The sequence below is a fragment of the Achromobacter sp. E1 genome (assembly GCF_037039475.1).
In the GTDB taxonomy this organism is placed as follows: domain Bacteria; phylum Pseudomonadota; class Gammaproteobacteria; order Burkholderiales; family Burkholderiaceae_B; genus Achromobacter; species Achromobacter mucicolens.
On the sequence record NZ_CP146253.1, the window covers coordinates 2,395,025 to 2,418,543 of the forward strand.

Sequence of the window (23,519 nt, forward strand, 5' to 3'; positions counted from 1 at the left end):
TCTGCAATGCAGCAATGCGATAAACGTCCAGCCTTGCGTGTTCCACGCGAATCCACCCAGGTCGAACGCCGCGGACCGCGCCAAGACGGTCTGACGGGCTGATGTTCTTCGCAGAATCGCCCCAGGCAAACCGGCCCCTTCAGGGCCAACAGGCACGCGGCGCTTGCGCGGCGTGGGGCTACCTTTATTGAAATCGGGAATGCAATCTATGAATAAGAAAAGCGCTATGTGGCGCGGCGCGGCGGTTTTCGCGCTGACGGCATCGGCTCTCACCCTGGCCGCTTGCGGCAAGAAGCAAGAGGCGCCCCAGGCGGGCAAGCCGCAGGTCACGGTCGTCACCCTGGCGACGCAGCCCGTTTCCCTTACCACCGAGCTGCCTGGCCGCACGTCCCCGTTCCGCGTGGCCGAAGTCCGTCCGCAGGTCAACGGCATCGTCCAGAAGCGCCTCTTCACCGAGGGCGGCGAGGTCAAGGCCGGCGAACAGCTCTATCAGATCGATCCCGCCCTCTACCAGGCCAACGTCGACAGCCAGAAGGCTGCGCTGGCCCGCGCCCAGGCGCAGCAGAAGACGGCCGCGCTGCTGGCCGAGCGCTACAAACCGCTGGTCGCCACCCGCGCGGTCAGCCAGCAGACTTACGACAACGCCGTCGCCTCGCGCGATCAGGCCGCCGCCGACGTGCTGTCGGCCAAGGCGGCGCTGGACACGGCCCGCATCAACCTCGTCTACACCAAGGTGCTGTCGCCCATCGACGGCATCATCGGCCGCTCCGCGGTCACCGAAGGCGCGCTCGTGACTGCCAACCAGACCAGCGCGCTCGCCGCAGTGCAGCAGATCGACCCCATCTACGTCGACCTTACGCAGTCCAGCGTGCAATTGCTGCGCCTGCAGGATGCGCTGGCCAGCGGCCAGCTGCAAAAGGCGGACGGCGAGCAGGCCGCGCTGGTCACGCTGACGCTGGAAGACGGCTCGCAATACAAAGAGACCGGCAAGCTCCAGTTTTCGGAAGTGACCGTGGACCCGGGCACGGGCTCGATCACGCTGCGCGCGGTGTTCCCCAATCCGGACCGGCGCCTGTTGCCCGGCATGTTCGTGCGCGCGCGCCTGGCTGACGGCGTTGCGGCCGACGGCCTGCTGGTGCCGCAGCGCGGCGTGACGCGCAACCAGCGCGGCCAGCCGACCGCGCTCGTCGTCAACGCCAAGAACCAGGTCGAATTGCGTGACCTGAAGACCGACCGCGCCATCGGCGACAAGTGGCTCGTGACGGACGGCCTGTCCGCCGGCGACCGCGTGATCGTGGAAGGCCTGCAGATGGTGCGCCCCGGCGTTGAAGTCGTCGCCACCGAGGCCAGCGCCAAGGCGCCGCAGCCGCAGGAGCCGCAAGCTGCCGGCGCCGCGCCGGCCAAGCAGTAATCAGGGAGCCACGCATGGCAAAGTTTTTTATCGACAGGCCGGTATTTGCCTGGGTGATCGCGATCGTGCTGATGATGGCCGGCGCGCTGTCCATCCTGCAATTGCCGGTTGCCCAGTATCCCAACATCGCGCCGCCCGCCATCGGCATCGCGGTGACCTACCCGGGCGCGTCCGCGCAGACCGTGCAGGACACCGTCGTGCAGGTGATCGAGCAGCAGATGAACGGTCTTGACGGCCTGCAGTACATCTCCTCGGAAAGCAACTCCGACGGCAGCATGTCCATCACGCTGACCTTCAAGCAGGGCACCAACCCCGACACCGCGCAGGTGCAGGTCCAGAACAAGCTTGCGCTGGCGCAGCCGCTTCTGCCGCAGGAAGTGCAGCAGCAGGGCATCCGCGTCACCAAGGCCACCAAGAACTTCCTGATCGTGGCGGGCTTCGTGTCCACCGACGGCTCGATGACCAAGGACGACCTGGCCGACTACGTCGCCTCGTACGTGCAGGATCCCATCAGCCGCACGCAGGGCGTGGGCGACTTCCAGCTCTTCGGCTCGCAGTATGCGATGCGGATATGGCTCGACCCGGCCAAGCTCGTCAACTACGGGCTGACCACGGTCGACATCACCACCGCGATCAAGGAACAGAACGTCCAGGTGTCGTCCGGCCAGCTGGGCGGCCTGCCGTCCGTACGCGGCCAGCAGCTGAACGCCACCATCATCGGCCCGTCGCGCCTGCAGACGCCCGAGGACTTCGGCCAGATCCTGCTCAAGGTCAATTCCGACGGTTCGCAGGTGCGCCTGCGCGATGTCTCGCGCATCGAACTGGGCGGCCAGACCTACGCCATCGACAGCTTCTACAACGGCAATCCGGCATCGGGCCTGGCCATCAAGCTGGCGCCGGGCGCCAACGCGCTGGACACGGCGCAGGCGGTGCGCGACACCATCAACAACCTCAAGCCGTATTTCCCGCCGGGCATGGACGTCGTCTATCCGTACGACACGACGCCGTTCGTCAGCCTGTCGATCCATGAAGTGTTCAAGACGCTGGTCGAGGCCATCATCCTGGTGTTCCTGGTGATGTATCTCTTCCTGCAGAACTTCCGCGCCACCATCATTCCCACGCTGGCCGTGCCGGTGGTGCTGCTGGGCACGTTCGGCGTGCTGGCCGCGTTCGGTTATTCCATCAACACCTTGACCATGTTCGGCATGGTGCTGGCCATCGGCCTGCTGGTCGACGACGCCATCGTGGTCGTGGAAAACGTCGAGCGGGTGATGGCCGAAGAGGGCCTTACGCCCAAGCAGGCCACGCGCAAGTCCATGAGCCAGATCACCGGCGCGCTGATCGGCATTGCGATGGTGCTGGCCGCCGTGTTCATCCCGATGGCGTTCTTCGGCGGCTCCACGGGCGTCATCTACCGGCAGTTCTCGATCACGATCGTGTCTTCGATGGTGCTGTCCGTGATCGTGGCCATTGTCTTCACCCCGGCCCTGTGCGCGACGCTGCTCAAGCCCATTCCCAAGGGCCATCATGGCGCCAAGAGGGGCTTTTTCGGGTGGTTCAACCGCACGTTCGAACGCAGCAGCAACGGCTACGCCAACACCGTCGCGCGCGGCCTGAACCGCACCAAGCGCCTGATGGTCGTGTATCTGGCGCTGGTCATCGCGATGGGCTGGCTGTTCACCCGCATCCCCACCGCGTTCCTTCCGGCCGAGGACCAGGGCATCCTGTTCGCCCAGATCCAGACGCCCGCCGGCGCCACCGCCGAGGCCACCAAGGCCGTCATCGACGACGCCACCAAGTACCTGCTGACCGAAGAAAAGGACGCCGTCACCTCGGTGTTCGCGGTCAACGGCTTTAACTTCGGCGGCCGCGGCCAGAACGCGTCCATCCTGTTCATCAAGCTGCGCGACTGGGAAGAGCGCGGCGACGCCAGCCTGAAGGCCGCCGCCGTGGCCGGGCGCGCCAACGCGCATTTCGCCCAGACGGAACGCCGTGCGAAATTGTTCGTTGTGCCGCCGCCGTCCGTGATGGAACTGGGCAACGTCACCGGCTTTGACTTCCAGCTCATGGACCGCGCCGGCGTGGGCCACGAGAAGCTGCTTGCCGCGCGCAACCAGCTGCTGGGCGAGGCCGCTCAAAGCCCGGTGCTGGTGGGCGTGCGTCCCAACGGCATCGAGGACGCGCCGCAGTACCAGCTGGATATCGACCGCGAAAAGGCCCGCGCCCTGGGCGTGGCCGTGTCGGACATCAACAGCACGCTGGCCACCGCGTGGGGCTCGTCGTACGTCAACGACTTCATCGACCGCGGCCGCGTGAAGAAGGTGTTCGCGCAGGGCGAGGCGTCCTCGCGCATGCTGCCGGAAGACCTGAACAAGTGGTACGTGCGCAACAAGGATGGCGACATGGTGCCGTTCTCGGCGTTCTCCAGCGCCACCTGGAGCTTCGGCCCGCAGAAGCTGAACCGCTACAACGGCGTGCCGTCGTACAACATCCAGGGCCAGGCGGCGCCGGGCTACAGCTCGGGCGCAGCCATGGAAGAAATGGAGCGCCTGGCGGCCAAGCTGCCGGTGGGTGTCGGCTTTGAATGGACCGGCCTGTCGTTCGAAGAACGCCTGTCCGGCGCCCAGGCGCCCGCGCTGTACGCGATCTCGCTCATTGTGGTGTTCCTGTGTTTGGCGGCGCTGTATGAAAGCTGGACCATTCCGTCTGCGGTCATGCTGGTGGTGCCGCTGGGGATCATCGGCGCGCTGCTGGCCACGCTGATGCGCGGCCTGTCCAACGACGTGTACTTCCAGGTGGGTCTGCTGACGACAATCGGGCTGGCGGCCAAAAACGCCATCCTGATCGTGGAGTTCGCCAAGGAGCACTATGAATCGGGCGCCAGCCTGACGGAATCGGCCATCCACGCCGCCCGCCAGCGTCTGCGTCCCATCCTGATGACGTCCCTGGCGTTCATCCTGGGCGTGACCCCGCTGGCGATTTCCAGCGGCGCGGGCTCGGGCAGCCAGAACGCCATCGGCACGGGCGTGATCGGCGGCATGCTGACCGGCACGTTCCTGGCCATCTTCTTCGTACCGGCTTTCTTCGTCATCATGCTGCGCGTGTTCAAGGTCAAGCGCATGAGCGAAAACGTCGACAAGCACGACACCAGCGCCAAGGGGCCGCAGGACGTGCCGGCGGAGGGTCAACCGTAATGACATTCCCGATGAGAACCTTGCTGTCTGTATCCCTGGCGGCGGCCCTGGCGGGCTGCTCGCTGGCCCCCACCTACGAGCGTCCCGATGCGCCCGTCGACGCGGCTTACCCCACGGGGCCGGCGTACAACGCCGCCCAGACGGCTGCACCGGCCGGCATGGCCGTGGCCGACATCGGCTGGCGCGACTTCTTCGGCGATCCGCTGTTGCAACAGCTGATCGAACAGTCGCTGACCAACAACCGCGACCTGCGCGTGGCCGCGCTGAACGTCGAGGCGGCGCGCGCGCAGTACCGCATCCAGCGTGCCGACCTGGCGCCCAGCATCGGCGTGGCGGGCCAGGGCTCGGCCCAGCGCACGCCGGCCGACCTGTCGCCCAGCGGCCGTGCCACCACCAGCCACAGCTACCAGGTGGGCGCCGCCATGTCCGCCTGGGAGCTGGACCTCTTTGGCCGCATCCGCAGCCTGAGCGACAAGGCGCTGGAGTCGTATCTGGCGCTGGACGAAACTCGCACTGCCACGCAGCTCACGCTGATCGCCGAAGTTGCGAACGCTTACCTTACGCTGCGCGCGGACCAGGAGCTGCTCAGCCTGACGCGCGACACGCTCAAGAGCCAGCAAGATTCCTACAACCTGACCAAGCAGAGCTACGACCAGGGCCTGTCCACCGCGCTGGACCTTAGCCAGGCCGAAGTGTCGCTGCGCACGGCCGAGCGCAACCTGTCGCAATACACGCGCCAGGCCGCGCAGGACCGCAATGCGCTGGTGCTGCTGGTGGGCCAGCCGCTATCGCCCGAAATGGCGGCGGCGCTGGACAACGCGGTCAAGCTGGACGACAGCATGCTGCCGACCACGCTGCCCGCCGGCCTGCCATCCGATCTGCTGGCCCGCCGCCCGGACATCCGCGCGGCCGAGCATCAATTGAAGGGCGCCAACGCCAATATCGGCGCGGCGCGCGCCGCGTTCTTCCCCACCATCAGCCTGACGGGCTCGGCCGGCACCGCCAGCGCCAGCCTGGGCGGCCTGTTCGACGGCGGCTCCGGGGCCTGGAGCTTCGTGCCCCAGATCACCGTGCCGATCTTCGCGGGCGGCTCGCTGCTGGCGGGGTTGGATCTGGCGAAGGTGCAGAAGAATATCCAGGTGGCGCAGTACGAGAAATCCATCCAGACGGGATTTCGCGAAGTGGCCGATGCATTGGCCGGCCGCGGCACGCTGGACGAGCAGATCCAGGCGCAGCGGTTGCTGGTGGACGCCAACCAGCGCGCGTATGACGCGTCCGAGCAACGTTTCCGGCAGGGGATCGACGATTACCTGAGCGTGCTGGATTCGCAGCGCTCGCTGTACACCTCGCAGCAGGCGCTGGTCGATACGCGCCTGGCGCGGCTGACCAATCTGGTCACGCTGTACAAGGTGCTGGGCGGCGGCTGGACGGAGCGCACGGTGGCCGCGCCTGCCGCGCCGGCCACGACTGCGGGCTGATTGCCTGGCGCGCGTTTGGCGGTTTGCCATGTAAAACGGGCCGATCTTGCGATCCGCCCGTTTTTTTGCCTGTCGGACGCGAGGAAGTCAGGTGCGCTTTCTGGCGATCAGGCCCACCACGAACAGCACGATGATCGCGCCGACGACGGATCCGATCCATCCCGCGGGTTCGCCGGGGGCGTACCAGCCCAGCGATTGGCCCAGGAAGCCGGCCACGACGGCGCCGATGATGCCCAGAATGGTGGTCATGATGATCCCCATGTTCTGGTCCCCGGGCATGATGGCGCGGGCGATCAGGCCCACGATGAACCCGACGATGATCATGATGATGATGCTCATGCGCGTACTCCTTACTAGGGAAAAGGGGGCAATGTGGACTGATGATACCCACGGATACCCGCGCCCCGCGCGCCACCGTTGTAACAACTGGTGTGCGGACCCCGCCCGTCGGGTCAGGAGGTCAAGTCGATGAGCTGGCGCACGTCCTTGGTCAGCGCCTCGATGCTGTCGGTGTCAGATGCTAGCAGGCGCGCCTTTCCGTCCTTGTCGAAAATGTACACACCGCGGCTGTGCGTCACTTCGTACATGTCGGCGTCGTCGCCAGGACGGGGCTTTTCGATCTGGTAGGCCACGCGGTAGCGGCGGGCCAGGTCCGCGATCTGCTTTTCGTCGCCCGTCACGCCGATGGCGTTGTTGTTGAAGGCATTGACGTAGGCCTGCAGGATGTCTGGCGTATCGCGGTGCGGGTCCACGCTGACAAAGAGAATCCGCACGTCCTTGGCCTTGTCGCCCAGGTTCTGCAACACCGCGGTCAACTGCGCCATGGTGGTGGGGCAGATGTCCGGGCAGCTGGCGTACCCGAAAAAGAGCAGCACCGTCTTGCCCTTCAGGTCGTCGCTGCTGACCGTCTTGCCGCCCGCGCCCGGTAGCGAGAACTTCAGGTCCGGCAGGTGCCCCTTGACGTTGTAAAGCGTCCAGTCCACGTTCCTGTCGCCGCAGGCGGCAAGAAACACACACAAAGCCATCAGCAGTCCGCGAAAGAAGCGGCCGGTAATCGAGTGTCGCATGGGTCCAGTAGCCGGAAGGGGGTAAACCTTTCGGATTCTACCTGCTGGATCCGAGGAGAGTTTGCGCGGCCGCAATGCCTTGTGCCGGCGCAGGCTGAAATCAAAAAAATGGCCCGTTCAATGGCGGCCATCTCTCGGAGGGGCGAAATGTGCTGCAGGCGCTCAAGGTGTCAGACACCCGATGAAGGCCGCCGCAAGGTGCGGCGGTGCCTCAGGGGTGTCAGACACCGTCATCAACTGACCGTCATACCGCTATGGCGCAGCAGCGCGTCGATACGCGGCGCGCGGCCTCGGAATGCGGCAAACGAATCGGCCGCCGGGCGTGAGCCGCCCACGGCCAGCACTTCGCGGCGAAAGCGCGCGCCGGTTTCCGGATCCAGCGTGCCCAGCGCATTGCCCGCCTGTTTGGCAGCCGCTTCCTCGAAGGCCTCGTACGCGTCGGCCGACAGCACTTCGGCCCACTTGTAGCTGTAATAGCCCGCGCCGTAACCGCCCGCGAACAGGTGCGAGAAGGCATGCGGCAGGCGATGCCATTGCGGCGGGAACAGCACCGCCACTTCCTGGCGCACTTCCTGCAGCAACGCCAGCACTTCGGAAATCGACGCGCCCTTGCTGCGGTCGTGCATCAGCATGTCGAAGAGCGCAAATTCGATCTGGCGCACCGTCTGCATGCCGCTCTGGTAGTTGCGGGCGGCGACCAGGCGGTCGTAGAGTGCGCGCGGCAGGGGCTCGCCGGTGTCCACGTGCGCCGACAGCTTCTGCACCACGGCCCATTCCCAGCAGAAGTTCTCCATGAACTGCGAAGGCAGCTCGATGGCGTCCCATTCGACGCTGGCGAATGCCGCGGCGCCGGGCTCGTCGACTTCGGACAACAGCGCGTGCAGCGCGTGGCCGGTTTCATGAAAGAGGGTGATGACGTCGTCGTGCGTCAGCACGGCGGGGCGATCGCCGTTGGGGCGCGAGAAATTGCACGTCAGGTAGGCAATGGGCGTCTGCACCGTGCCGGCCACGACGCGGCGAGTACGCTCGCTGTCGACCCAGGCGCCATTCTGCTTGCCGGCGCGGGCGTACAGGTCCAGATACAGATGGCCGATCAGCGCGCCTTCCGGGCTTTCGACGCGTACGCCGCGCACGTCGCCGTGCCACGACGACACGGGCGTTTCGGTCAGGCGCACGCCGAACAGGGTCTGGATCACGTCGAACAGGCCGGCCAGCACGCGCGGTTCGGTGAAGTACTGTTTGACCTCGTCTTCCGAGTACGCATAGCGCGATTCGCGCAGGCGTTCCGAGGCGTAAGCCACGTCCCACGGCTGCAGGCTGTCCAGGCCCAGTTCGCCGGTGGCATAGGCCGTGAGTTCGGCCAGGTCACGCTGCGCGAAAGGCTTGGCGCGCGCGGCCAGGTCGCGCAGGAACCCGGTCACTTCCTTGGCGTCGCGGGCCATGCGCGTCTGCAAGCGCAGCGCGGCAAACGTGCCCAGGCCCAGCAGGCCCGATTCCTCGGCGCGCAGCGCGAGCAGTTCTTCGATCAGCGGCGAGTTGTCGAACTTGGCGTCGCCCTGCTCGGACGCCACCGTGCCGTAGCCGCGGTACAGCGCCTCGCGCAGCGAGCGGTCCTTGGCGTACTGCATGACGGGCAGGTAGCAGGGCATCTTCAGCGTGAGCTTCCAGCCGGCCTTGCCGTCTTCCTGGGCGGCTGCGCGCGCGGCGGCGATCACATCGGCCGGAATGCCGGCCAGGCGGCTTTCGTCTTCCACGATCAGCGACCAGGCGTCGATGGAATCGAGCACGTTTTCCGAGAATTTCTGCGAGGCCTGCGCTTCGCGATCGGAAATCTGGGCATAGCGTTCACGGTCCGCGCCTTGCAGTTCGACGCCGCTCAGGCGGAAATCGCGCAGGGCCATTTCCACGATGCGGCGGCGCACCGGCGTCCAGGATGCGAAGTCGGGCGCGGCAGCCAGCCGCTGATATTGCTTGTACAGGCCTTCGTGCAGGCCGACCCAGGTCGAAAACTCGGTGACCAGCGGCAGCGCGGCGTTATAGGCCTCGCGCAGCTCCGGCGTGTTGACGACTGCATTCAGGTGGCCGGCCACCGACCAGGCGCGCCACAGGCGCTCGGACGCGGTGTCCAAGGGCTCGACCACAGCCCCCCAGGTGGGCGCGAGCGCGGGATCGGCAGCCTGGTCGACGGCCTTGCGGGCGATGCCCAGCAGCTCCTCGACGGCAGGCACGATGTGCGCGGGTTTGACGGCCGCGTAATCGACCAGTTCGGACACGGGAGCGAGCAGGGGGTTCTGAGTCATGGTGTTACCGGCTTATTGAGTGGCGGACGACGCGCGCGGCGCGCCGGCGATAAGGATCAGGTGAGGGCGATCGTTCCGAACGCAAGGCCCGCCGGCGGACGGGGAGGGTGTCTGCCCCCAAGTTGCGGCAGGTGTGCGGCAGGTGTGCGGCAGGTGTCTGACACCCTTGAGGCGCCCGTTCAAGCTGAAGCGCGTCTCACACGGGTGTCAGACACCGAGGTCTACACACGGGTGTCAGACACCGGGTTTCATGCGGGGCGCCAGGCACCCATTTGCGGCAGGTGTCTGACACCCTTGAGGCGCCCGCTCAAGCTGAAGCGCCTCTCACACGGGTGTCAGACACCGAGGTCTACGCAGTCAGCCTGCAGCGCGTTCCGCTGCTTCGACCGTGTTGACCAACAGCATGGCGATGGTCATGGGGCCGACGCCGCCGGGGACCGGCGTGATGGCGCCGGCCACTTCCTTGGCGGACGCGAAATCCACGTCGCCGCACAGCTTGCCGTCGGCGCCGCGGTTGATGCCCACGTCGATGACGACGGCGCCCGGCTTGATCATCGAGCCGTCGATCATGCCCGGCTTGCCGGTGGCCACGACCAGCACGTCGGCGCGGCGGGTCTGGGCCGCCAGGTCGCGCGTCTTGGAGTTGCAGATCGTGATGGTGGCGCCGGCCTGCAGCAGCAGCATGGCCATCGGCTTGCCCACGATGTTGCTGGCGCCCACGATGACGGCCTCGGCACCGCGCAGGTTCACGCCTTCCGATTCCAGCATCTTCATCACGCCATACGGCGTGCAGGGACGGAACAGCGGCTGGCCGGTCATGAGCAGGCCCGCGTTGCTGATATGAAAGCCGTCCACGTCCTTTTCGGCCGCGATGGCCTCGATGACCTTGTGGGCGTCCATGTGCTTGGGCAGGGGCAGCTGCACCAGGATGCCGTGGATGCTGGGATCCTGGTTCAGGACCTGGATGCGGGCCAGCAGTTCGGCTTCGGTCATCTCGGCCGGGTATTGCTCTTTCACGGAATGCAGTCCGGCCTTTTCGCAGGCCGCGACCTTGTTGCGCACATACACCTGGGACGCGGGGTCCGCGCCGACAAGCACAACGGCCAGGCCGGGGCGGGTGCCCTTGGCGGCCAGGGCCGAGACACGCTCGGCGACTTCTTCGCGAATGCGCTGCGACAGCGCGGCGCCGTCAATAATCCTTGCGGTCATGCGTGTGCCTCGGGTTTGGCCAGAGCCACTTTCATCAAATCTGCAACGGTGGTCACTTCAAGTTTTTCCATGATGTTGGCGCGGTGCGCCTCGACGGTCTTGATGCTGATGCCCAGGTCGTCGGCGATCTGCTTGTTCAAGCGGCCCGCAACGATGCGCTCCAGCACCTGTTGCTCGCGCGCGGTCAGGCGCGCCAGCATGGCTTCGTGGTCCTTCTGAGCCTGGTGCTTGCTCACGCGCTGCGTGGCCTGCTCCAGCATGCGCGCCACGATCTCGCGCAGGTCGGATTCGTTGAACGGTTTTTCCAGGAAGTCGACGGCGCCTTTCTTCATGGTGGACACCGCCATGGGCACGTCGCCGTGGCCGGTGATGAACACGATGGGCAGCGGGGCATTGCGCGCGATCAGCTGTTCCTGAAGTTCCAGGCCGCTCATGCCGGGCATCCGCACGTCGGCGATCAGCACGCCGATCTGGCTGGCGTCGTAGTCTTCCAGGAACGATTCGCCGCTGGCGTAGGCGCGAACGCGGTATCCATTGGCTTCAAGCAGCCAACGCAGCGAATCGCGGACCGCTTCGTCGTCGTCGACAATGAATACCGTGCTCGACAGGTGGGGCGTGTTCATGCGTGCAACTCCTCGGACTGATCGTTCTGGGCCTGCGTCTGGGTCGCAGCGCAGGGCAGGGTGAAGCGGAAGATAGTACCGCCGGCCGGGTTGGGGTCAGCCCACAGGCGGCCGTGATGCGATTCGATAATGGTACGGCAGATATTCAGCCCCATGCCCAGGCCCTGGGACTTGGTGCTGAAGAACGGTTCGAACAGGCGCTCGGGTTCGGCCAAGCCGTGGCCGCGGTCGACGACGGCCACCTCGATATGCTGATCGTGAAGAATTACGGCAACCTTAAGCTCGTCGGACTCGCTCTTTTCCATGGCTTCCAGCCCGTTCTTGAGCAGGTTCAGCAGTACCTGTTCAATAAGGATGGGGTCGGCCAGGACGTCGGGCGCGTTGGACGGCACGAAGCTGTCGATGCGGATGCGGCGCTTGCGGGCGTCGATCTCGGCAAAACCGATGGCGTTGTCGACAATGCGGCCGATCGCCACGCGCTGGCGGCGCGGCTCGCTGCGCTTCACGAATTCGCGGATGCGGCTGATGATCTTGCCGGCGCGCTCGGCCTGCGAGGCGGCTTTTTCCAGCGCGGGCAGCAGCATGTTGGGACTGGTGTGGCCGGCCTTGACCAGGGCCACCGCGCCCATGCTGTAGTTGGCAATGGCCGTCAGCGGCTGGTTCAGTTCGTGCGCCAGCGACGAAGCCATTTCGCCCATGGTGGTCAGGCGGCTGGTGAGCTGGATCTTTTCCTGCTGCACGCGCGACGCTTCCTCGTGGCCGCGGCGCTCGGTGATGTCGCGCGCCACCTGCATGCGCACGCGGCGCCCGTCGGTCCAGGCCAGCATGCGGTGGTGCACTTCGAACCAGCGCTGCACGGACGGCGCGAACACTTCGACCGATTCGTCGGTGAAGCGGCCGCGGCGGCCGGCCAGCAGCTCGTCGTGACCGCCCGTCTGCGCACCGAACACGCGGCGATAGGTGCGGTTGGCAAACAGCAGCTCCAGCCCGTCATGCGTGTCGGCAGTGACCGAAATGGCGTCGTCCAGGCCTTCCAGCACGGTCATGAACCGTTCGTGGGCGGCGGTCAGGGCCTCGCGGATGCGCTTGGGCTCGGTGATGTCCGTCATGGACGTCATCCAGCCGATCTGGTTGCCGTTGGGGTCCAGGAGCGGCGACACGTACATGCGCGCCGTGAAGCGCGATCCGTCGCGCCGCTGGGCCTCGACTTCCAGGCCGCTGCTGGGCGTCTTGCCCGACATCAGCACGTCCAGCGTGTGCTGGTGCTGTTCGTGGCGGCCCGGCACCCAATAGGGGAAGGGCGGGCTGCGGCCGATCAGGTCGGCCTCGTTCCAGCCGATCATCCGGCAGAAGGCCGGGTTCACATAGGCGATGCGGCCCTCCATGTCGAGCACGCGCATGCCCGTGGACATGGAGTTTTCCATGGCGCGCCGGAACCCGGTCTCGGCAATGAGCGCGGCTTCAGCGGTGGACCGGAAGCGCGTATAGCGCCACAACATGAGCAGGCTGATGACGATGACGCAGGACAGGGCCAGCACGACCCAGATCAGGCGTTGCTGGCGTAATTCCTGGTCTATGGTGACAAACATGACGCTATCGTCATGGATGCGCTGCAACCAGAAGAACACCCCCATCACACAGATATAGAGGATCAGCACCATGGCGGGCGTGACCCAATACACCCCGCGCCGCCGGGTGCGGGCGTGATCGTGGAAAGGCGTAGGTATGTTGGACTTGGGCGCGCTGGACATGGAATTCGGGGCCGGTAGACCGCGCATTTTAGTGCGTGTTGGAACGGAATTGCCGGGAATCAAGTCCACCATTCGTCCTAGCCCATAAAAACGAGGGTGTTCAGCAATTCAGCTTCTGTTCAAGTTTCCGCATTATGAAATGCCGTACCGCAACATGAAATTTTCCTTGCGACCGGTTAATCTTCTTTCTTAGAATGCCGCCTGACAGGGAAACCGCCCCTGGCAGGTCCTTAGAACGCCCCGACCCCATTCATCACATGGTAGCCCGGATGATCCCGGCTACCATGCAATGTCCGCGAGCAGATCAATAAGCGGTTTGTGGTCACGAACGAACCCCAACAGGAGACACATGATGTCCTCTAACGCCCAGGCTGGCGCCGTGCAGGCCGCCAACGACGAAGACACCCTTGAAACCCAGGAGTGGCTCGAAGCCCTGGCAGCCGTCCTTGATCGCGAAGGACCGCAGCGCGCCCATTACCTGCTGGAACGCCTGATCGACGAAGCCCGTCGCTCCGGCGCTCACATTCCGTTCTCCCCCAATACCGCTTACGTCAACACGATTCCCCCCGGCCTGGAGCCGGCGCACCCGGGCAACCTGGAGCTGGAATCGCGCATCCGTTCGTACGTGCGCTGGAACGCCATGGCCATGGTGGTCAAGGCCAACAAGCACAACCCGCCCGATGGCGGCGACCTGGGCGGCCACATCGCGTCGTTCGCCTCGCTGGCCACCATGATCGGCTGCGGCCAGAACCACTTCTGGCATGCTGAAGACGAAGGCCACGGCGGCGACCTGGTCTACTTCCAGGGCCACACCTCGCCCGGCATGTATGGCCGCGCCTACCTCGAAGGCCGCCTGACCGAAGACCAGCTGAACCATTTCCGCCAGGAAGTGGACGGCAAGGGCCTGTCCTCGTACCCGCATCCGAAGCTGATGCCGGACTTCTGGCAGTTCCCGACGGTGTCGATGGGCCTGGGCCCGCTGATGGCCATCTACCAGGCCCGTTTCCTGAAGTACCTGCACGCCCGCGGCATTGCCGACACCAGCAACCGCAAGGTCTGGGTGTTCTGCGGCGACGGCGAAATGGACGAACCCGAGTCGCTGGGCGCCATCGCCCTGGCGGCCCGCGAAAAGCTCGACAACCTGATCTTCGTCATCAACTGCAACCTGCAGCGCCTGGACGGCCCGGTGCGCGGCAACGGCAAGATCATCCAGGAACTGGAAGGCGACTTCCGCGGTTCGGGCTGGAACGTCATCAAGCTGATCTGGGGCGGCTACTGGGATCCGCTGCTTGCGCACGACAAGGAAGGCATCCTGCGCCAGATCATGGAAGAAACCGTTGACGGCGAGTACCAGGCGTACAAGGCCAACGACGGCAAGTTCGTGCGCGAACACTTCTTTGGCAAGCACCCCAAGCTGCTGGAAGCCGTGTCGCGCATGAGCGACGAGGACATCTGGCGCCTGAACCGTGGCGGCCACGATCCCCACAAGGTGTACGCGGCCTTCAAGTCGGCCAGCGACCACACCGGCCAGCCCACCGTCATCCTGGCCAAGACCATCAAGGGCTACGGCATGGGCCACGTCGGCCAGGCCAAGAACCCGACCCACCAGCAAAAGAAGCTGGAACTCGACTCCATCCGCGAATTCCGCGACCGCTTCGGCATCCCCATCCCGGACGACAAGCTGGCGGACCTGCCGTACTTCAAGCCGGCCGAAGACTCGCCCGAAATGAAGTACCTGCACGAGCGCCGTGCCGCGCTGGGCGGCTACCTGCCGCGCCGCCGCGCCAAGGCCGACGAACAGCTCAAGGCCCCCGCGCTGGACGCGTTCAAGGCCGTGCTGGAGCCCACCGCCGAAGGCCGTGAAATCTCGACCACCCAGGCCTTCGTGCGCATCCTGAATCAGGTGCTGCGCGACAAGGAACTGGGCCCGCGCGTCGTGCCGATCCTGGCCGACGAATCGCGCACCTTCGGCATGGAAGGCCTGTTCCGCCAAATCGGTATTTACGCGCCGGAAGGCCAGAAGTACACCCCGGTCGACAAGGACCAGGTCATGTACTACAAGGAATCGGCCGACGGCCAGCTCCTGCAGGAAGGCATCAACGAAGCGGGCGCGATGAGCTCGTGGATTGCGGCGGCCACGTCGTACTCCTCGAACAACCGCATCATGATCCCGTTCTTCATCTACTACTCGATGTTCGGGTTCCAGCGCATCGGCGACCTGGCCTGGGCCGCCGGCGACATGCAGGCGCGCGGCTTCCTCCTGGGCGGTACCGCCGGCCGCACGACGCTGAACGGCGAAGGCCTGCAGCACGAAGACGGCCACAGCCACATCCTGGCCTCGACCATCCCGAACTGCGTCTCGTACGACCCGACGTTCGGCCACGAGCTGGCCGTGATCATCCAGCATGGCTTGAAGCGCATGGTGGAAGACCAGGAAAACGTCTACTACTACCTGACGGTGATGAACGAAAACTACCCGCAGCCCGGTCTGACCAAGGGCGACGAGGAAGGCATCATCAAGGGCATGTACAAGCTCAAGTCGCACGGCAAGGGCAAGAACCGCGTGCAGCTCATGGGTTCGGGCACCATCCTGCGCGAAGTCATGGCCGCGCAGGAACTCCTGGCCGCCGATTGGGACGTCGCCTCGGACCTCTGGAGCGTCACCAGCTTCACCGAGCTGCGCCGCAACGGTCTGGACGCCGAACGCCACAACATGCTGCACCCCGACGAGAAGAAGCCGCAGGTCGCTTACGTCACGGAACAGCTGGCCAAGACGGAAGGCCCGATCATCGCGTCGACCGACTACATGAAGCTCTTTGCGGACCAGATCCGTCCGTTCGTGCCCAAGGGCCGCGAATACAAGGTGCTGGGCACCGATGGTTTCGGCCGCTCGGATTTCCGCGCCAAGCTGCGCGAGCACTTCGAGGTGGATCGCCACTTTGTCGTCGTGGCCGCCCTGCGCGCGCTGGCCGACGAAGGCAAGGTGCCGGTCGCCAAGGTGGCCGAAGCCATCAAGAAGTACGGCATCAATCCGAACAAAGCCAACCCGCAATACGCCTGAGGGTAAAGAGACATGAGCAACATCGTGCAAATCAAGGTTCCCGACATCGGCGACTTCAAGGAAGTGGAAGTCATTGAAGTGCTGGTTGCCGTGGGCGACACGATCAAGGCGGAACAAAGCCTGATCACGGTCGAATCCGACAAGGCCTCGATGGAGATCCCCGCGTCGCAGGGCGGCGTGGTGAAGTCCATTTCCGTGAAGGTCGGCGACAAGGTCGCCGAAGGCGCGGTCGTGCTGGAAGTGGAAGCCGCCGAGTCGGACGCTGGCGCCGCCAAGGAAGAGGCCCCCAAGGCCGAGTCCAAGCCGGCTGCCAAGGAAGAACCCAAGCAGGCGGCCGCCGCCGCGCCCAAGGCCGAGGCCTCGGCCCCGGCTGCCGCCAGCGGCCCGGTCGAGATCGAAGTGCCGGACATCGGCGACTTCAAGGAAGTTGAAGTCATCGAAGTCATGGTCGCGGTCGGCGACACCATCAAGGCCGAGCAAAGCCTGATCACCGTCGAGTCCGACAAGGCCTCGATGGAGATCCCGGCCTCGCAAGGCGGCGTGGTCAAGGAAGTGAAGGTCAAGGTGGGCGACAAGGTCGCCAAGGGCTCGGTCGTGGTGGTGGTGGAAGGCGGTGCGCAAGCTGCCGCGCCGGCCGCCAGGTCCGAAGCCGCGGCCCCGGCCGCCAAGTCGGAAGCGAAGGCCGAGGCCAAGCCCGAGGCCGCCGCCTCGTCGGCGCCGGCCGCGCGCCCGGCGCCCGCCGCCGCGCTGGAAGACGCCAACCTCAAGCCCGGCCAGTTGCCCCATGCCTCGCCGTCCGTGCGCAAGTTTGCGCGCGAACTGGGCGTGAACCTCTCCAAGGTCAAGGGCACCGGCCCCAAGGAACGCATCACCGCCGACGACGTGCGCGGCTTCGTCAAGCAGGCCCTGTCGGCTGCCCCGGCGGCCGCCGCTGCCGGCGGTTCCGCCGATGGCGCCGCGCTGGGCCTCTTGCCGTGGCCGAAGGTCGACTTCACCAAGTTCGGCCCGATCGAAGCCAAGCCGCTGTCGCGCATCAAGAAGATCTCGGGCGCAAACCTGCACCGCAACTGGGTCATGATCCCGCACGTCACCAACAACGACGAAGCGGACATCACCGACCTGGAAGCGCTGCGCGTCACGCTGAACAAGGAAAACGAGAAGTCGGGCATCAAGGTCACGATGCTGGCCTTCCTGATCAAGGCCGTGGTCGCGGCCCTGAAGAAGTTCCCCGAGTTCAACGCCTCGCTGGACGGCGACAACCTGGTGCTCAAGCAGTACTACCACATCGGTTTTGCGGCCGACACGCCCAACGGGCTGGTGGTGCCGGTGATCCGCGATGCCGACAAGAAGGGCATCCTGCAGATCGCCCAGGAAATGACCGACCTGTCCAAGAAGGCGCGTGACGGCAAGATCTCGCCCGCCGAAATGCAGGGCGGTTGCTTCTCGATCTCGTCGCTGGGCGGCATCGGCGGCACCTCGTTCACGCCCATCATCAACGCGCCGGAAGTGGCGATCCTGGGCGTATCGCGTTCCTCGCACAAGCCCGTCTGGGACGGCAAGCAGTTCGTGCCGCGTCTGATGGTGCCGCTGTCGCTGTCCTACGACCACCGCGTCATCGACGGCGCGTCGGCCGCGCGCTTCAACGCCTATCTGGGTGCGTTGCTGGCCGACTTCCGCCGCATCGCGCTGTAAACGGGGAGCCCTATGAGCAATACCGTTCAAATCAAAGTGCCGGACATCGGCGACTTCAAGGAAGTGGAAGTCATCGAGGTGCTGGTGGCCGTGGGCGACACGATCAAGGCGGAACAGAGCCTGATCACGGTTGAGTCCGACAAGGCCTCGATGGAAATCCCGGCGTCGCAAGGCGGCGTGGTCAAGTCCATCGCCGTCAAGGTCGGCGACAAGGTCGCCGAAGGCGCGGTCGTGCTGGAAGTGGAAGCGGCCTCGGGTGCTGACGCTGGCGCCGCCAAAGAAGAGGCTCCCAAGGCTGAATCCAAGCCGGCCGCCAAGGACGCTTCCAAGCCGGAAGCCCCCAAGGCCGACGCGCCTGCCGCCAAGGCTGCAGCGCCCGCCGCCGCCACCTACAGCGGCTCGGCTGACGGCGAATATGACATGCTGGTGCTGGGCGCGGGCCCTGGCGGCTATTCCGCCGCCTTCCGCGCTGCCGACCTGGGTCTGTCCGTGGTCCTGGTCGAACGCTACAGCACGCTGGGCGGCGTCTGCCTGAACGTGGGCTGCATTCCGTCCAAGGCGCTGCTGCACAACGCCGCCATCATCGACGAAGCGCGCGAGCTGGCTGCCCACGGCATCAGCTTCGGCGAGCCCAAGATCGACCTGGACAAGCTGCGCGGCTACAAGGACAGCGTGGTTGCCAAGCTGACCGGCGGCCTGGCCGGCATGGCCAAGGCCCGCAAGGTCACCGTGGTGACGGGCGTGGGCGAGTTCGCCGACGCCAACCACCTGACGGTCAAGGGCGCCGACGGCAAGTCGCAGACCTTGCGCTTCAAGCAGGCCATCATCGCCGCCGGCAGCCAGTCGGTGAAGCTGCCGTTCCTGCCCCAGGACGAGCGCATCGTCGATTCCACCGGCGCCTTGCTGCTGCGTGAAGTGCCCAAGAAGATGCTCATCATCGGCGGCGGCATCATCGGCCTCGAAATGGGCACGGTGTACTCCACGCTGGGCGCGCGCCTGGATGTCGTGGAAATGCTGGACGGCCTGATGCAGGGCGCCGACCGCGACCTGGTCAAGGTGTGGCAGAAGAAGAACGCCTACCGCTTCGACAACATCATGTTGAAGACCAAGACGGTGGGCGCCGAGGCCAAGAAGGACGGCATCTACGTCTCCTTCGAAGGCGAGGGCGCGCCCAAGGAGCCGCAGCGCTACGACCTGGTGCTCCAGGCCGTGGGCCGCAGCCCCAACGGCAAGAAGATCGGCGCCGACAAGGCGGGCATCGCCGTGACCGACCGCGGTTTCATCGAGGTCGATCGCCAGATGCGCACCAACGTGCCGCACATCTTCGCCATCGGCGACATCGTCGGCCAACCCATGCTCGCCCACAAGGCCGTGCATGAAGGCCACGTCGCCGCCGAAGCCGCCGCCGGCCAGAAGTCCTTCTTCGACGCGCGCGTCATCCCGTCGGTGGCCTACACCGATCCGGAAGTGGCGTGGGTTGGCCTGACCGAAGACGAAGCCAAGAAGCAGGGCATCAAGATCGAGAAGGGCGTGTTCCCGTGGGCCGCCTCCGGCCGCGCCATCGCCAACGGCCGCGACGAGGGCTTCACCAAGCTCATCTTCGACGCCGAGACGCATCGCATCCTGGGCGGCAGCATCGTGGGCACCCACGCAGGTGACCTGATCAGCGAACTGGCCCTGGCCGTGGAAATGGGCGCCGACGTCGTCGACATCGCCAAGACCATCCACCCGCACCCGACCCTGGGCGAATCGGTGGGCATGGCCGCGGAAGTCGCCGAAGGCGTCTGCACGGATCTGCCGCCGATGAAAAAGAAGTAACGCGCCGCGGCTTGCCGCGGTCGCAACAAAAAGCGCCGCCCCTTTTTGAGGGGGCGGCGCTTTTTTTCGTGTGTTCGTTGTGGATGCGTGCGTTGGGGATGTGTGCGTTGTTTACCCGGCGTTGATCCGCCGATACGAGGCGGGCGAAAACCGCATTGCCAGCGCCAGCAACACGACCGCGCCGGCCAGCATCACGATCCATGCCTGGGTCAAACTCGCAAACCGATCGCGCAGGACGCCCGCCAGCAGCGGCATGAAGCTCGCAATCAAGTAGCCGCCGCCTTGCACGAAAGCCGCCAGCATTCCCGCTTGCGCGGGATCGTCCAGGTGGTCCATCGCCACGATCAGCGACAACGGAAAGAGCGCGCCGATGCCGATGCCCAGGAGCAGGCACGCCAGCAGCGCCAGCTTGAGGTGATGGCGCTGGTGGGGCGTCTGCTGCAAGCCACGCACCTGCTGGAGCGCAACTGGTTCCTGCCCCTGGCCGCGCAATTCGAACTGCATCAAGGCGAATTCGACGTCATCGCCACGCTGCGGCGGTCGGGTAGCCCTTACGCCATGACGCCCACCGACCTGCATGAAGGCTTGATGCTGTCGTCAGGCGCCATGACCAGCCGCCTGGACCGCCTGGAACGCAAGGGCCTCATCGAACACGTGCCATCGCCCAACGACCGGCGCAGCACGCTTGTGCGGCTTACCCCGGCGGGCCTGGCGCTCATCGACAAGCTGCTGCCGCTGCACGTGGAGAATGAGCAGCAGGCACTGGCGTCGTTGACCCAGAAGGAGCAGGCGCAGCTGGATGGGTTGCTGGCGAAGCTGCTTGTGGGGTTGGGGCGCAAGCCGGGGGATTGAGGCGGCGAACACGGTGTTGCGTTGCCAGCGGCGACTGCCGCACCAATGGCGCAAGTGTCTGACACCCAAAGCGCCGGACGCAATTTGAGCCGACGTCCCGTGGGTGTCAGACACCGGTCTTCATGCAACGGAGGTTCGTGCTCCACATATATCGCAGGTGTCTGACACCCTGGAAGCGCCGTCGCAATTTGAGCCGACGTCCCATGGGTGTCAGACACCGGTCTGGCTCAAGCACCATTTTTCATATTCTTTGCGCCTTGCTTGTGGGTCCGGTCCCATCGCTGCATACAGGTCATGCAAATCCAGTTGTTTGTCGCTGACGATTCCCATCCGGGCCTGATAACTCGACCATCGGTATTCCGAGGCGGATGCGGTCAGGCCGGCTCGTACCGGATTCAGTTCGATATACATGCAGCATGCAAGCAGATACTGCTCAGTATCGATCACCCGCGATTTGAATCGGGCTTCCCATAGCGAGCCGGCGACGTCCCTGCGCGCATTCCAACGTCGCGTCGCACGTTGCGCGATTCGTTGCATTAGCATCGACACCGTACGCGGGTCGTCCTGCGGCGCGAGCAATAGATGCACATGGTTCGGCATCAGGCACCACGCGTACAGCGCAACGCCCAGAGATTGGCGGTAGTCGTGGAGATCCTCAAGGTAAGCGCAATAGTCTTCGGACTCATCAAACACAGCGCGCTGCCGATGGCCGCGCTGGACCACATGGTGAGGCTGATGCGCAATAAGAATTCGAGGTCTTCTGGCCATGGCTACACGTGAATGAATGGAATAGCAGGCAGGATAGCGATAGCCAGGTCTGTGGGGCGCGTGCGAGAGATAATTTTGGCGCTGCTTATGACGGTGCGCCGGTGTCTGACACCCTTGAGACGGCGGTGAAATTCGAAGCGGATCTCTCCAGGGTGTCAGACACCTCATCAGATGATGAGCAATTTTGGCCCTGCGAATGCTGCCGCTCGGGTGTCTGACACCCATCCACTGCCGCGCCCAATAGAAAAGCCGCCCGTGGGCGGCTGTCTGGTGTGCGAGTCGTCGCGGCGTATTGCCGCGTGGTGCTGATTCAGGCGTGGGTGTTGATGCGCGAACCCAGCGTGCCGTCGATGGCCAGCACCGGCAGCGACTGCAGCAGCGTGGCGACCGAGTCGGCTTGCGCGTTGATCGCTTTTTTCGTGACCGATGCCTGCACTTCCATCATGAGATTCGCGTCGCGCAGGGCCAGAGCGGAATTGACGGTGTTGTTGACGGAAGCATCCATGGTCTAGGTGTCCTGGTGATGTGAGGCCGGGTCAACGGCCGAAGCAAGTCGCATTATGGGGCACGCCGTTCGAATGATGCAAAACATTTCGCAATGATCGCGAGCCGTGTTGCATTGTTGCGCGAATACGTGGCGGGCATGTGACATGCCAGCCTCTGCGGGTTATGGGCGCGCCGTGCCATGAGCGGCCTTGGCGCACTAAGGCTGCGCCGGACATTCCTTCACTTTGCCCCAGCCTTGATTGGGTTCGCAGAATTGCTTGCGCGCTGCCCATGCGCATTCGGGACGCTCGAAGAAACCCAGTTCCGCGCACCGTTCCAGTTCGCCATCCAGCGCGGCGACCCACGCCATCGGGTCCGGCGCGGGGATGACGGTGATGCGCAGCGACGGCTGCGGACCGGTGGCTGAGTGTTCGGCAGATGATGGGGAGGCCGCAGCGCGAGCCGGTTCGGCGGAAGCGGCCGCCGGGGCGGCATGATCCGCCGCCGAAGAAGCGCCGTCGGCATGATCCGGCGCCGAAGAAGCCCCGTCGGCATGATCCGGCGCTGAAGAAGCCGGCGCGGCCTGATTCGACGCGGAAGAAGCAGCGTCCGTCACCTGCCGGTCTGCCGCGGAAGAGGAGGCATCCGGCGCCGGCCGATCCGGCGAGGAATCAGTCGGCTTGTCTTCTTGGCGTCCTTCCGGTGACGGCGCGGCGCGCTTGTTGGCCGCATCCGATTCGGGCGGCTGGGTCGGCAGGGGAGTCAGGGGCACGCGCACCGGACTGGCGGCTGTCGAGCCCGACGTTGCCGTGTTGGGCGAATTCCACGACACGACGAGCAGCACCAGTGCGCCATAAATGGCGAGCGTATAGATTACGGTCACCGCCGCACATCCCACGCTGCGGCGCGTGACGGGTTCGCCATCGTCGCGCCCGAAGAGGCTGCGCCACCCGACCAGCGCCGCGCCGGGCGCCGAGATCAGCCACCAGCCCAGGCGCCTGAACCAGCCCGGGTCCTGCCGCGGCAGCGACGCGTGCACCTGCGCGGCCAGCAGTTCGCGCAGGGCGCGGTTTTCTTCCTGCAGTCGCTGGGTCCGCGTGTCCGCCGGCCCCTGGCCGTCTGGATCCGGAGTGCCGTCGTGCTGCGTAGCGAGTGGATCTGGAGGCGTGGCGGTCATCGGGTGAAAAATATGGATACAAAGCTGCGGAGGCAATTATGAAGCAAGTCCGCAGGGGCCAACCGGGGAATAGGACGGAAAATAGGGCGCTTCGAGAAAATATGCGCGCGGGGCGGACCGCCGGCGTCAGCCGCCCGTCGCTTCGCGTCGTCCCAATAGCTTGAGCGGATTGCCGCCTTGTATCGAATAGGCCTCGATCTCGCCGCGCACGACGCTGCCGGCTGCGATGACGCAACCCTGGCGCAGGATGGCGCCATCGAGCAGCACGCAGTTGGCGCCGATCCAGACGTCGTCCTCGATCACTATGCCGCCCTTGCTGGGCCGGAAGCCTTGTTCGCGAATGGGCAGGTCGCGGCGGCGGAACTCGTGGTTGGCTGGCGCAAAGGTGCAGTTGGCGGCCACGGCCACGCGCGCGCCCATGCGGATGCCGTTGCCGGTGTAGAGCACGCAGCCGGAATTGATGACGCATTCCGGCCCGATCTCGACATCGCCCGAACCGCCCGCGGGCTTGATTTTGACGAAGGCGTCAATCACCGCCCGCGGTCCTACCGCGATGCGGGTGCCGCGGGTCGAATCCTCGATATCCGCAAGCTTGGACACGCGCGCGGTGGGATCGATGTGGATCATGCTGT

The 23,519-nt window shown here is 65.3% G+C and carries 18 protein-coding genes; 7 read left to right on the forward strand and 11 right to left on the reverse strand.

What is annotated here, in order from left to right; all coding sequences use genetic code 11:
• The first annotated feature begins 226 nt into the window (after positions 1 to 226).
• The 3 genes from V6V88_RS10965 to adeC are packed head-to-tail and all read left to right on the forward strand — an operon-like array spanning position 227 to position 6,083.
• The gene (locus tag V6V88_RS10965; protein ID WP_223576489.1) at positions 227 to 1,411 is read left to right on the forward strand and encodes an efflux RND transporter periplasmic adaptor subunit; all 1,185 of its coding nucleotides are present in this window, start codon (positions 227 to 229) and stop codon (positions 1,409 to 1,411) included.
• Between the two features lie 14 nt (positions 1,412 to 1,425).
• The gene (locus tag V6V88_RS10970; protein WP_062840887.1) at positions 1,426 to 4,605 is read left to right on the forward strand and encodes an efflux RND transporter permease subunit; all 3,180 of its coding nucleotides are present in this window, start codon (positions 1,426 to 1,428) and stop codon (positions 4,603 to 4,605) included.
• Entirely contained in the window at positions 4,605 to 6,083 is a 1,479-nt protein-coding gene (gene adeC / locus V6V88_RS10975) for an AdeC/AdeK/OprM family multidrug efflux complex outer membrane factor (protein WP_062840888.1), read from the forward strand. Before V6V88_RS10970 ends, adeC begins: the two co-directional genes overlap by 1 nt.
• An 87-nt stretch (positions 6,084 to 6,170) precedes the next feature.
• Here adeC and V6V88_RS10980 read toward each other — a convergent pair whose 3' ends face one another.
• The 6 genes from V6V88_RS10980 to V6V88_RS11005 all read right to left on the reverse strand — a co-directional run bounded on the left by V6V88_RS10980 (position 6,171) and on the right by V6V88_RS11005 (position 13,033).
• Entirely contained in the window at positions 6,171 to 6,422 is a 252-nt protein-coding gene (locus V6V88_RS10980) for a GlsB/YeaQ/YmgE family stress response membrane protein (RefSeq protein ID WP_056316497.1), read from the reverse strand.
• A gap of 113 nt (positions 6,423 to 6,535) precedes the next feature.
• The gene (locus V6V88_RS10985) at positions 6,536 to 7,150 is read right to left on the reverse strand and encodes an SCO family protein (RefSeq protein ID WP_128828120.1); all 615 of its coding nucleotides are present in this window, start codon (positions 7,148 to 7,150) and stop codon (positions 6,536 to 6,538) included.
• A gap of 233 nt (positions 7,151 to 7,383) precedes the next feature.
• Entirely contained in the window at positions 7,384 to 9,450 is a 2,067-nt protein-coding gene (locus V6V88_RS10990) for a M3 family metallopeptidase (protein ID WP_223575344.1), read from the reverse strand.
• A gap of 357 nt (positions 9,451 to 9,807) precedes the next feature.
• Complete coding sequence (folD, locus tag V6V88_RS10995; RefSeq protein WP_056316504.1) at positions 9,808 to 10,659, reverse strand: bifunctional methylenetetrahydrofolate dehydrogenase/methenyltetrahydrofolate cyclohydrolase FolD; 852 nt, start codon at positions 10,657 to 10,659, stop codon at positions 9,808 to 9,810.
• Positions 10,656 to 11,282, reverse strand: coding sequence for a response regulator transcription factor (locus V6V88_RS11000; protein WP_006219003.1), 627 nt, complete (start codon positions 11,280 to 11,282; stop codon positions 10,656 to 10,658). The genes folD and V6V88_RS11000 overlap by 4 nt, the downstream gene beginning before the upstream one ends.
• Positions 11,279 to 13,033 carry a PAS domain S-box protein gene (locus tag V6V88_RS11005; RefSeq protein WP_056316505.1) on the reverse strand — a complete coding sequence of 585 codons (1,755 nt, stop codon included), beginning with the start codon at positions 13,031 to 13,033 and terminating at the stop codon, positions 11,279 to 11,281. The genes V6V88_RS11000 and V6V88_RS11005 overlap by 4 nt, the downstream gene beginning before the upstream one ends.
• A 352-nt stretch (positions 13,034 to 13,385) precedes the next feature.
• Here V6V88_RS11005 and aceE point away from each other — a divergent pair, with 352 nt between their 5' ends.
• From aceE to lpdA, 3 genes are read left to right on the forward strand one after another with little or no spacing between them, the layout of a single operon-like run.
• Positions 13,386 to 16,094, forward strand: a complete 2,709-nt coding sequence (gene aceE, locus V6V88_RS11010; RefSeq protein WP_056316508.1) for a pyruvate dehydrogenase (acetyl-transferring), homodimeric type — start codon at positions 13,386 to 13,388, stop codon at positions 16,092 to 16,094.
• A 12-nt stretch (positions 16,095 to 16,106) separates the two neighbouring features.
• Positions 16,107 to 17,786 carry a dihydrolipoyllysine-residue acetyltransferase gene (aceF, locus tag V6V88_RS11015; RefSeq protein WP_338619267.1) on the forward strand — a complete coding sequence of 560 codons (1,680 nt, stop codon included), beginning with the start codon at positions 16,107 to 16,109 and terminating at the stop codon, positions 17,784 to 17,786.
• 12 nt (positions 17,787 to 17,798) lie between these two features.
• Entirely contained in the window at positions 17,799 to 19,604 is a 1,806-nt protein-coding gene (lpdA, locus tag V6V88_RS11020) for a dihydrolipoyl dehydrogenase (RefSeq protein ID WP_338619268.1), read from the forward strand.
• A 111-nt stretch (positions 19,605 to 19,715) separates the two neighbouring features.
• Here lpdA and V6V88_RS11025 read toward each other — a convergent pair whose 3' ends face one another.
• Positions 19,716 to 20,048, reverse strand: coding sequence for a hypothetical protein (locus tag V6V88_RS11025; RefSeq protein WP_338619269.1), 333 nt, complete (start codon positions 20,046 to 20,048; stop codon positions 19,716 to 19,718).
• Here V6V88_RS11025 and V6V88_RS11030 point away from each other — a divergent pair.
• The gene (locus V6V88_RS11030) at positions 20,022 to 20,456 is read left to right on the forward strand and encodes a MarR family transcriptional regulator (RefSeq protein WP_280001700.1); all 435 of its coding nucleotides are present in this window, start codon (positions 20,022 to 20,024) and stop codon (positions 20,454 to 20,456) included. The two genes, V6V88_RS11025 and V6V88_RS11030, sit on opposite strands and share 27 nt — an antisense overlap.
• A 210-nt stretch (positions 20,457 to 20,666) precedes the next feature.
• On the opposite strand, the gene V6V88_RS11035 is transcribed toward V6V88_RS11030, so the two are convergent.
• The 4 genes from V6V88_RS11035 to V6V88_RS11050 all read right to left on the reverse strand — a co-directional run bounded on the left by V6V88_RS11035 (position 20,667) and on the right by V6V88_RS11050 (position 23,514).
• Complete coding sequence (locus V6V88_RS11035) at positions 20,667 to 21,224, reverse strand: transposase (protein WP_338619270.1); 558 nt, start codon at positions 21,222 to 21,224, stop codon at positions 20,667 to 20,669.
• A 310-nt stretch (positions 21,225 to 21,534) separates the two neighbouring features.
• The gene (locus tag V6V88_RS11040; protein ID WP_056316520.1) at positions 21,535 to 21,729 is read right to left on the reverse strand and encodes a putative motility protein; all 195 of its coding nucleotides are present in this window, start codon (positions 21,727 to 21,729) and stop codon (positions 21,535 to 21,537) included.
• A 198-nt stretch (positions 21,730 to 21,927) separates the two neighbouring features.
• Positions 21,928 to 22,887, reverse strand: a complete 960-nt coding sequence (locus V6V88_RS11045; protein WP_280001696.1) for a hypothetical protein — start codon at positions 22,885 to 22,887, stop codon at positions 21,928 to 21,930.
• 126 nt (positions 22,888 to 23,013) lie between these two features.
• Positions 23,014 to 23,514, reverse strand: coding sequence for an acyltransferase (locus tag V6V88_RS11050; RefSeq protein WP_223575349.1), 501 nt, complete (start codon positions 23,512 to 23,514; stop codon positions 23,014 to 23,016).
• Between the last annotated feature and the right edge of the window lie 5 nt (positions 23,515 to 23,519).

What these genes read in the sequence shown, in the direction of transcription:
- V6V88_RS10965 (WP_223576489.1), top strand. Translation starts at nt 227, where the DNA reads ATGTGGCGCGGCGCGGCGGTTTTCGCGCTGACGGCATCGGCTCTCACC.
- V6V88_RS10970 (WP_062840887.1), top strand. Translation starts at nt 1,426, where the DNA reads ATGGCAAAGTTTTTTATCGACAGGCCGGTATTTGCCTGGGTGATCGCG.
- adeC (WP_062840888.1), top strand. Translation starts at nt 4,605, where the DNA reads ATGACATTCCCGATGAGAACCTTGCTGTCTGTATCCCTGGCGGCGGCC.
- V6V88_RS10980 (WP_056316497.1), bottom strand. Translation starts at nt 6,422, where the DNA reads ATGAGCATCATCATCATGATCATCGTCGGGTTCATCGTGGGCCTGATC.
- V6V88_RS10985 (WP_128828120.1), bottom strand. Translation starts at nt 7,150, where the DNA reads ATGCGACACTCGATTACCGGCCGCTTCTTTCGCGGACTGCTGATGGCT.
- V6V88_RS10990 (WP_223575344.1), bottom strand. Translation starts at nt 9,450, where the DNA reads ATGACTCAGAACCCCCTGCTCGCTCCCGTGTCCGAACTGGTCGATTAC.
- folD (WP_056316504.1), bottom strand. Translation starts at nt 10,659, where the DNA reads ATGACCGCAAGGATTATTGACGGCGCCGCGCTGTCGCAGCGCATTCGC.
- V6V88_RS11000 (WP_006219003.1), bottom strand. Translation starts at nt 11,282, where the DNA reads ATGAACACGCCCCACCTGTCGAGCACGGTATTCATTGTCGACGACGAC.
- V6V88_RS11005 (WP_056316505.1), bottom strand. Translation starts at nt 13,033, where the DNA reads ATGTCCAGCGCGCCCAAGTCCAACATACCTACGCCTTTCCACGATCAC.
- aceE (WP_056316508.1), top strand. Translation starts at nt 13,386, where the DNA reads ATGTCCTCTAACGCCCAGGCTGGCGCCGTGCAGGCCGCCAACGACGAA.
- aceF (WP_338619267.1), top strand. Translation starts at nt 16,107, where the DNA reads ATGAGCAACATCGTGCAAATCAAGGTTCCCGACATCGGCGACTTCAAG.
- lpdA (WP_338619268.1), top strand. Translation starts at nt 17,799, where the DNA reads ATGAGCAATACCGTTCAAATCAAAGTGCCGGACATCGGCGACTTCAAG.
- V6V88_RS11030 (WP_280001700.1), top strand. Translation starts at nt 20,022, where the DNA reads ATGGCGCTGGTGGGGCGTCTGCTGCAAGCCACGCACCTGCTGGAGCGC.
- V6V88_RS11035 (WP_338619270.1), bottom strand. Translation starts at nt 21,224, where the DNA reads ATGGCCAGAAGACCTCGAATTCTTATTGCGCATCAGCCTCACCATGTG.
- V6V88_RS11040 (WP_056316520.1), bottom strand. Translation starts at nt 21,729, where the DNA reads ATGGATGCTTCCGTCAACAACACCGTCAATTCCGCTCTGGCCCTGCGC.
- V6V88_RS11045 (WP_280001696.1), bottom strand. Translation starts at nt 22,887, where the DNA reads ATGACCGCCACGCCTCCAGATCCACTCGCTACGCAGCACGACGGCACT.
- V6V88_RS11050 (WP_223575349.1), bottom strand. Translation starts at nt 23,514, where the DNA reads ATGATCCACATCGATCCCACCGCGCGCGTGTCCAAGCTTGCGGATATC.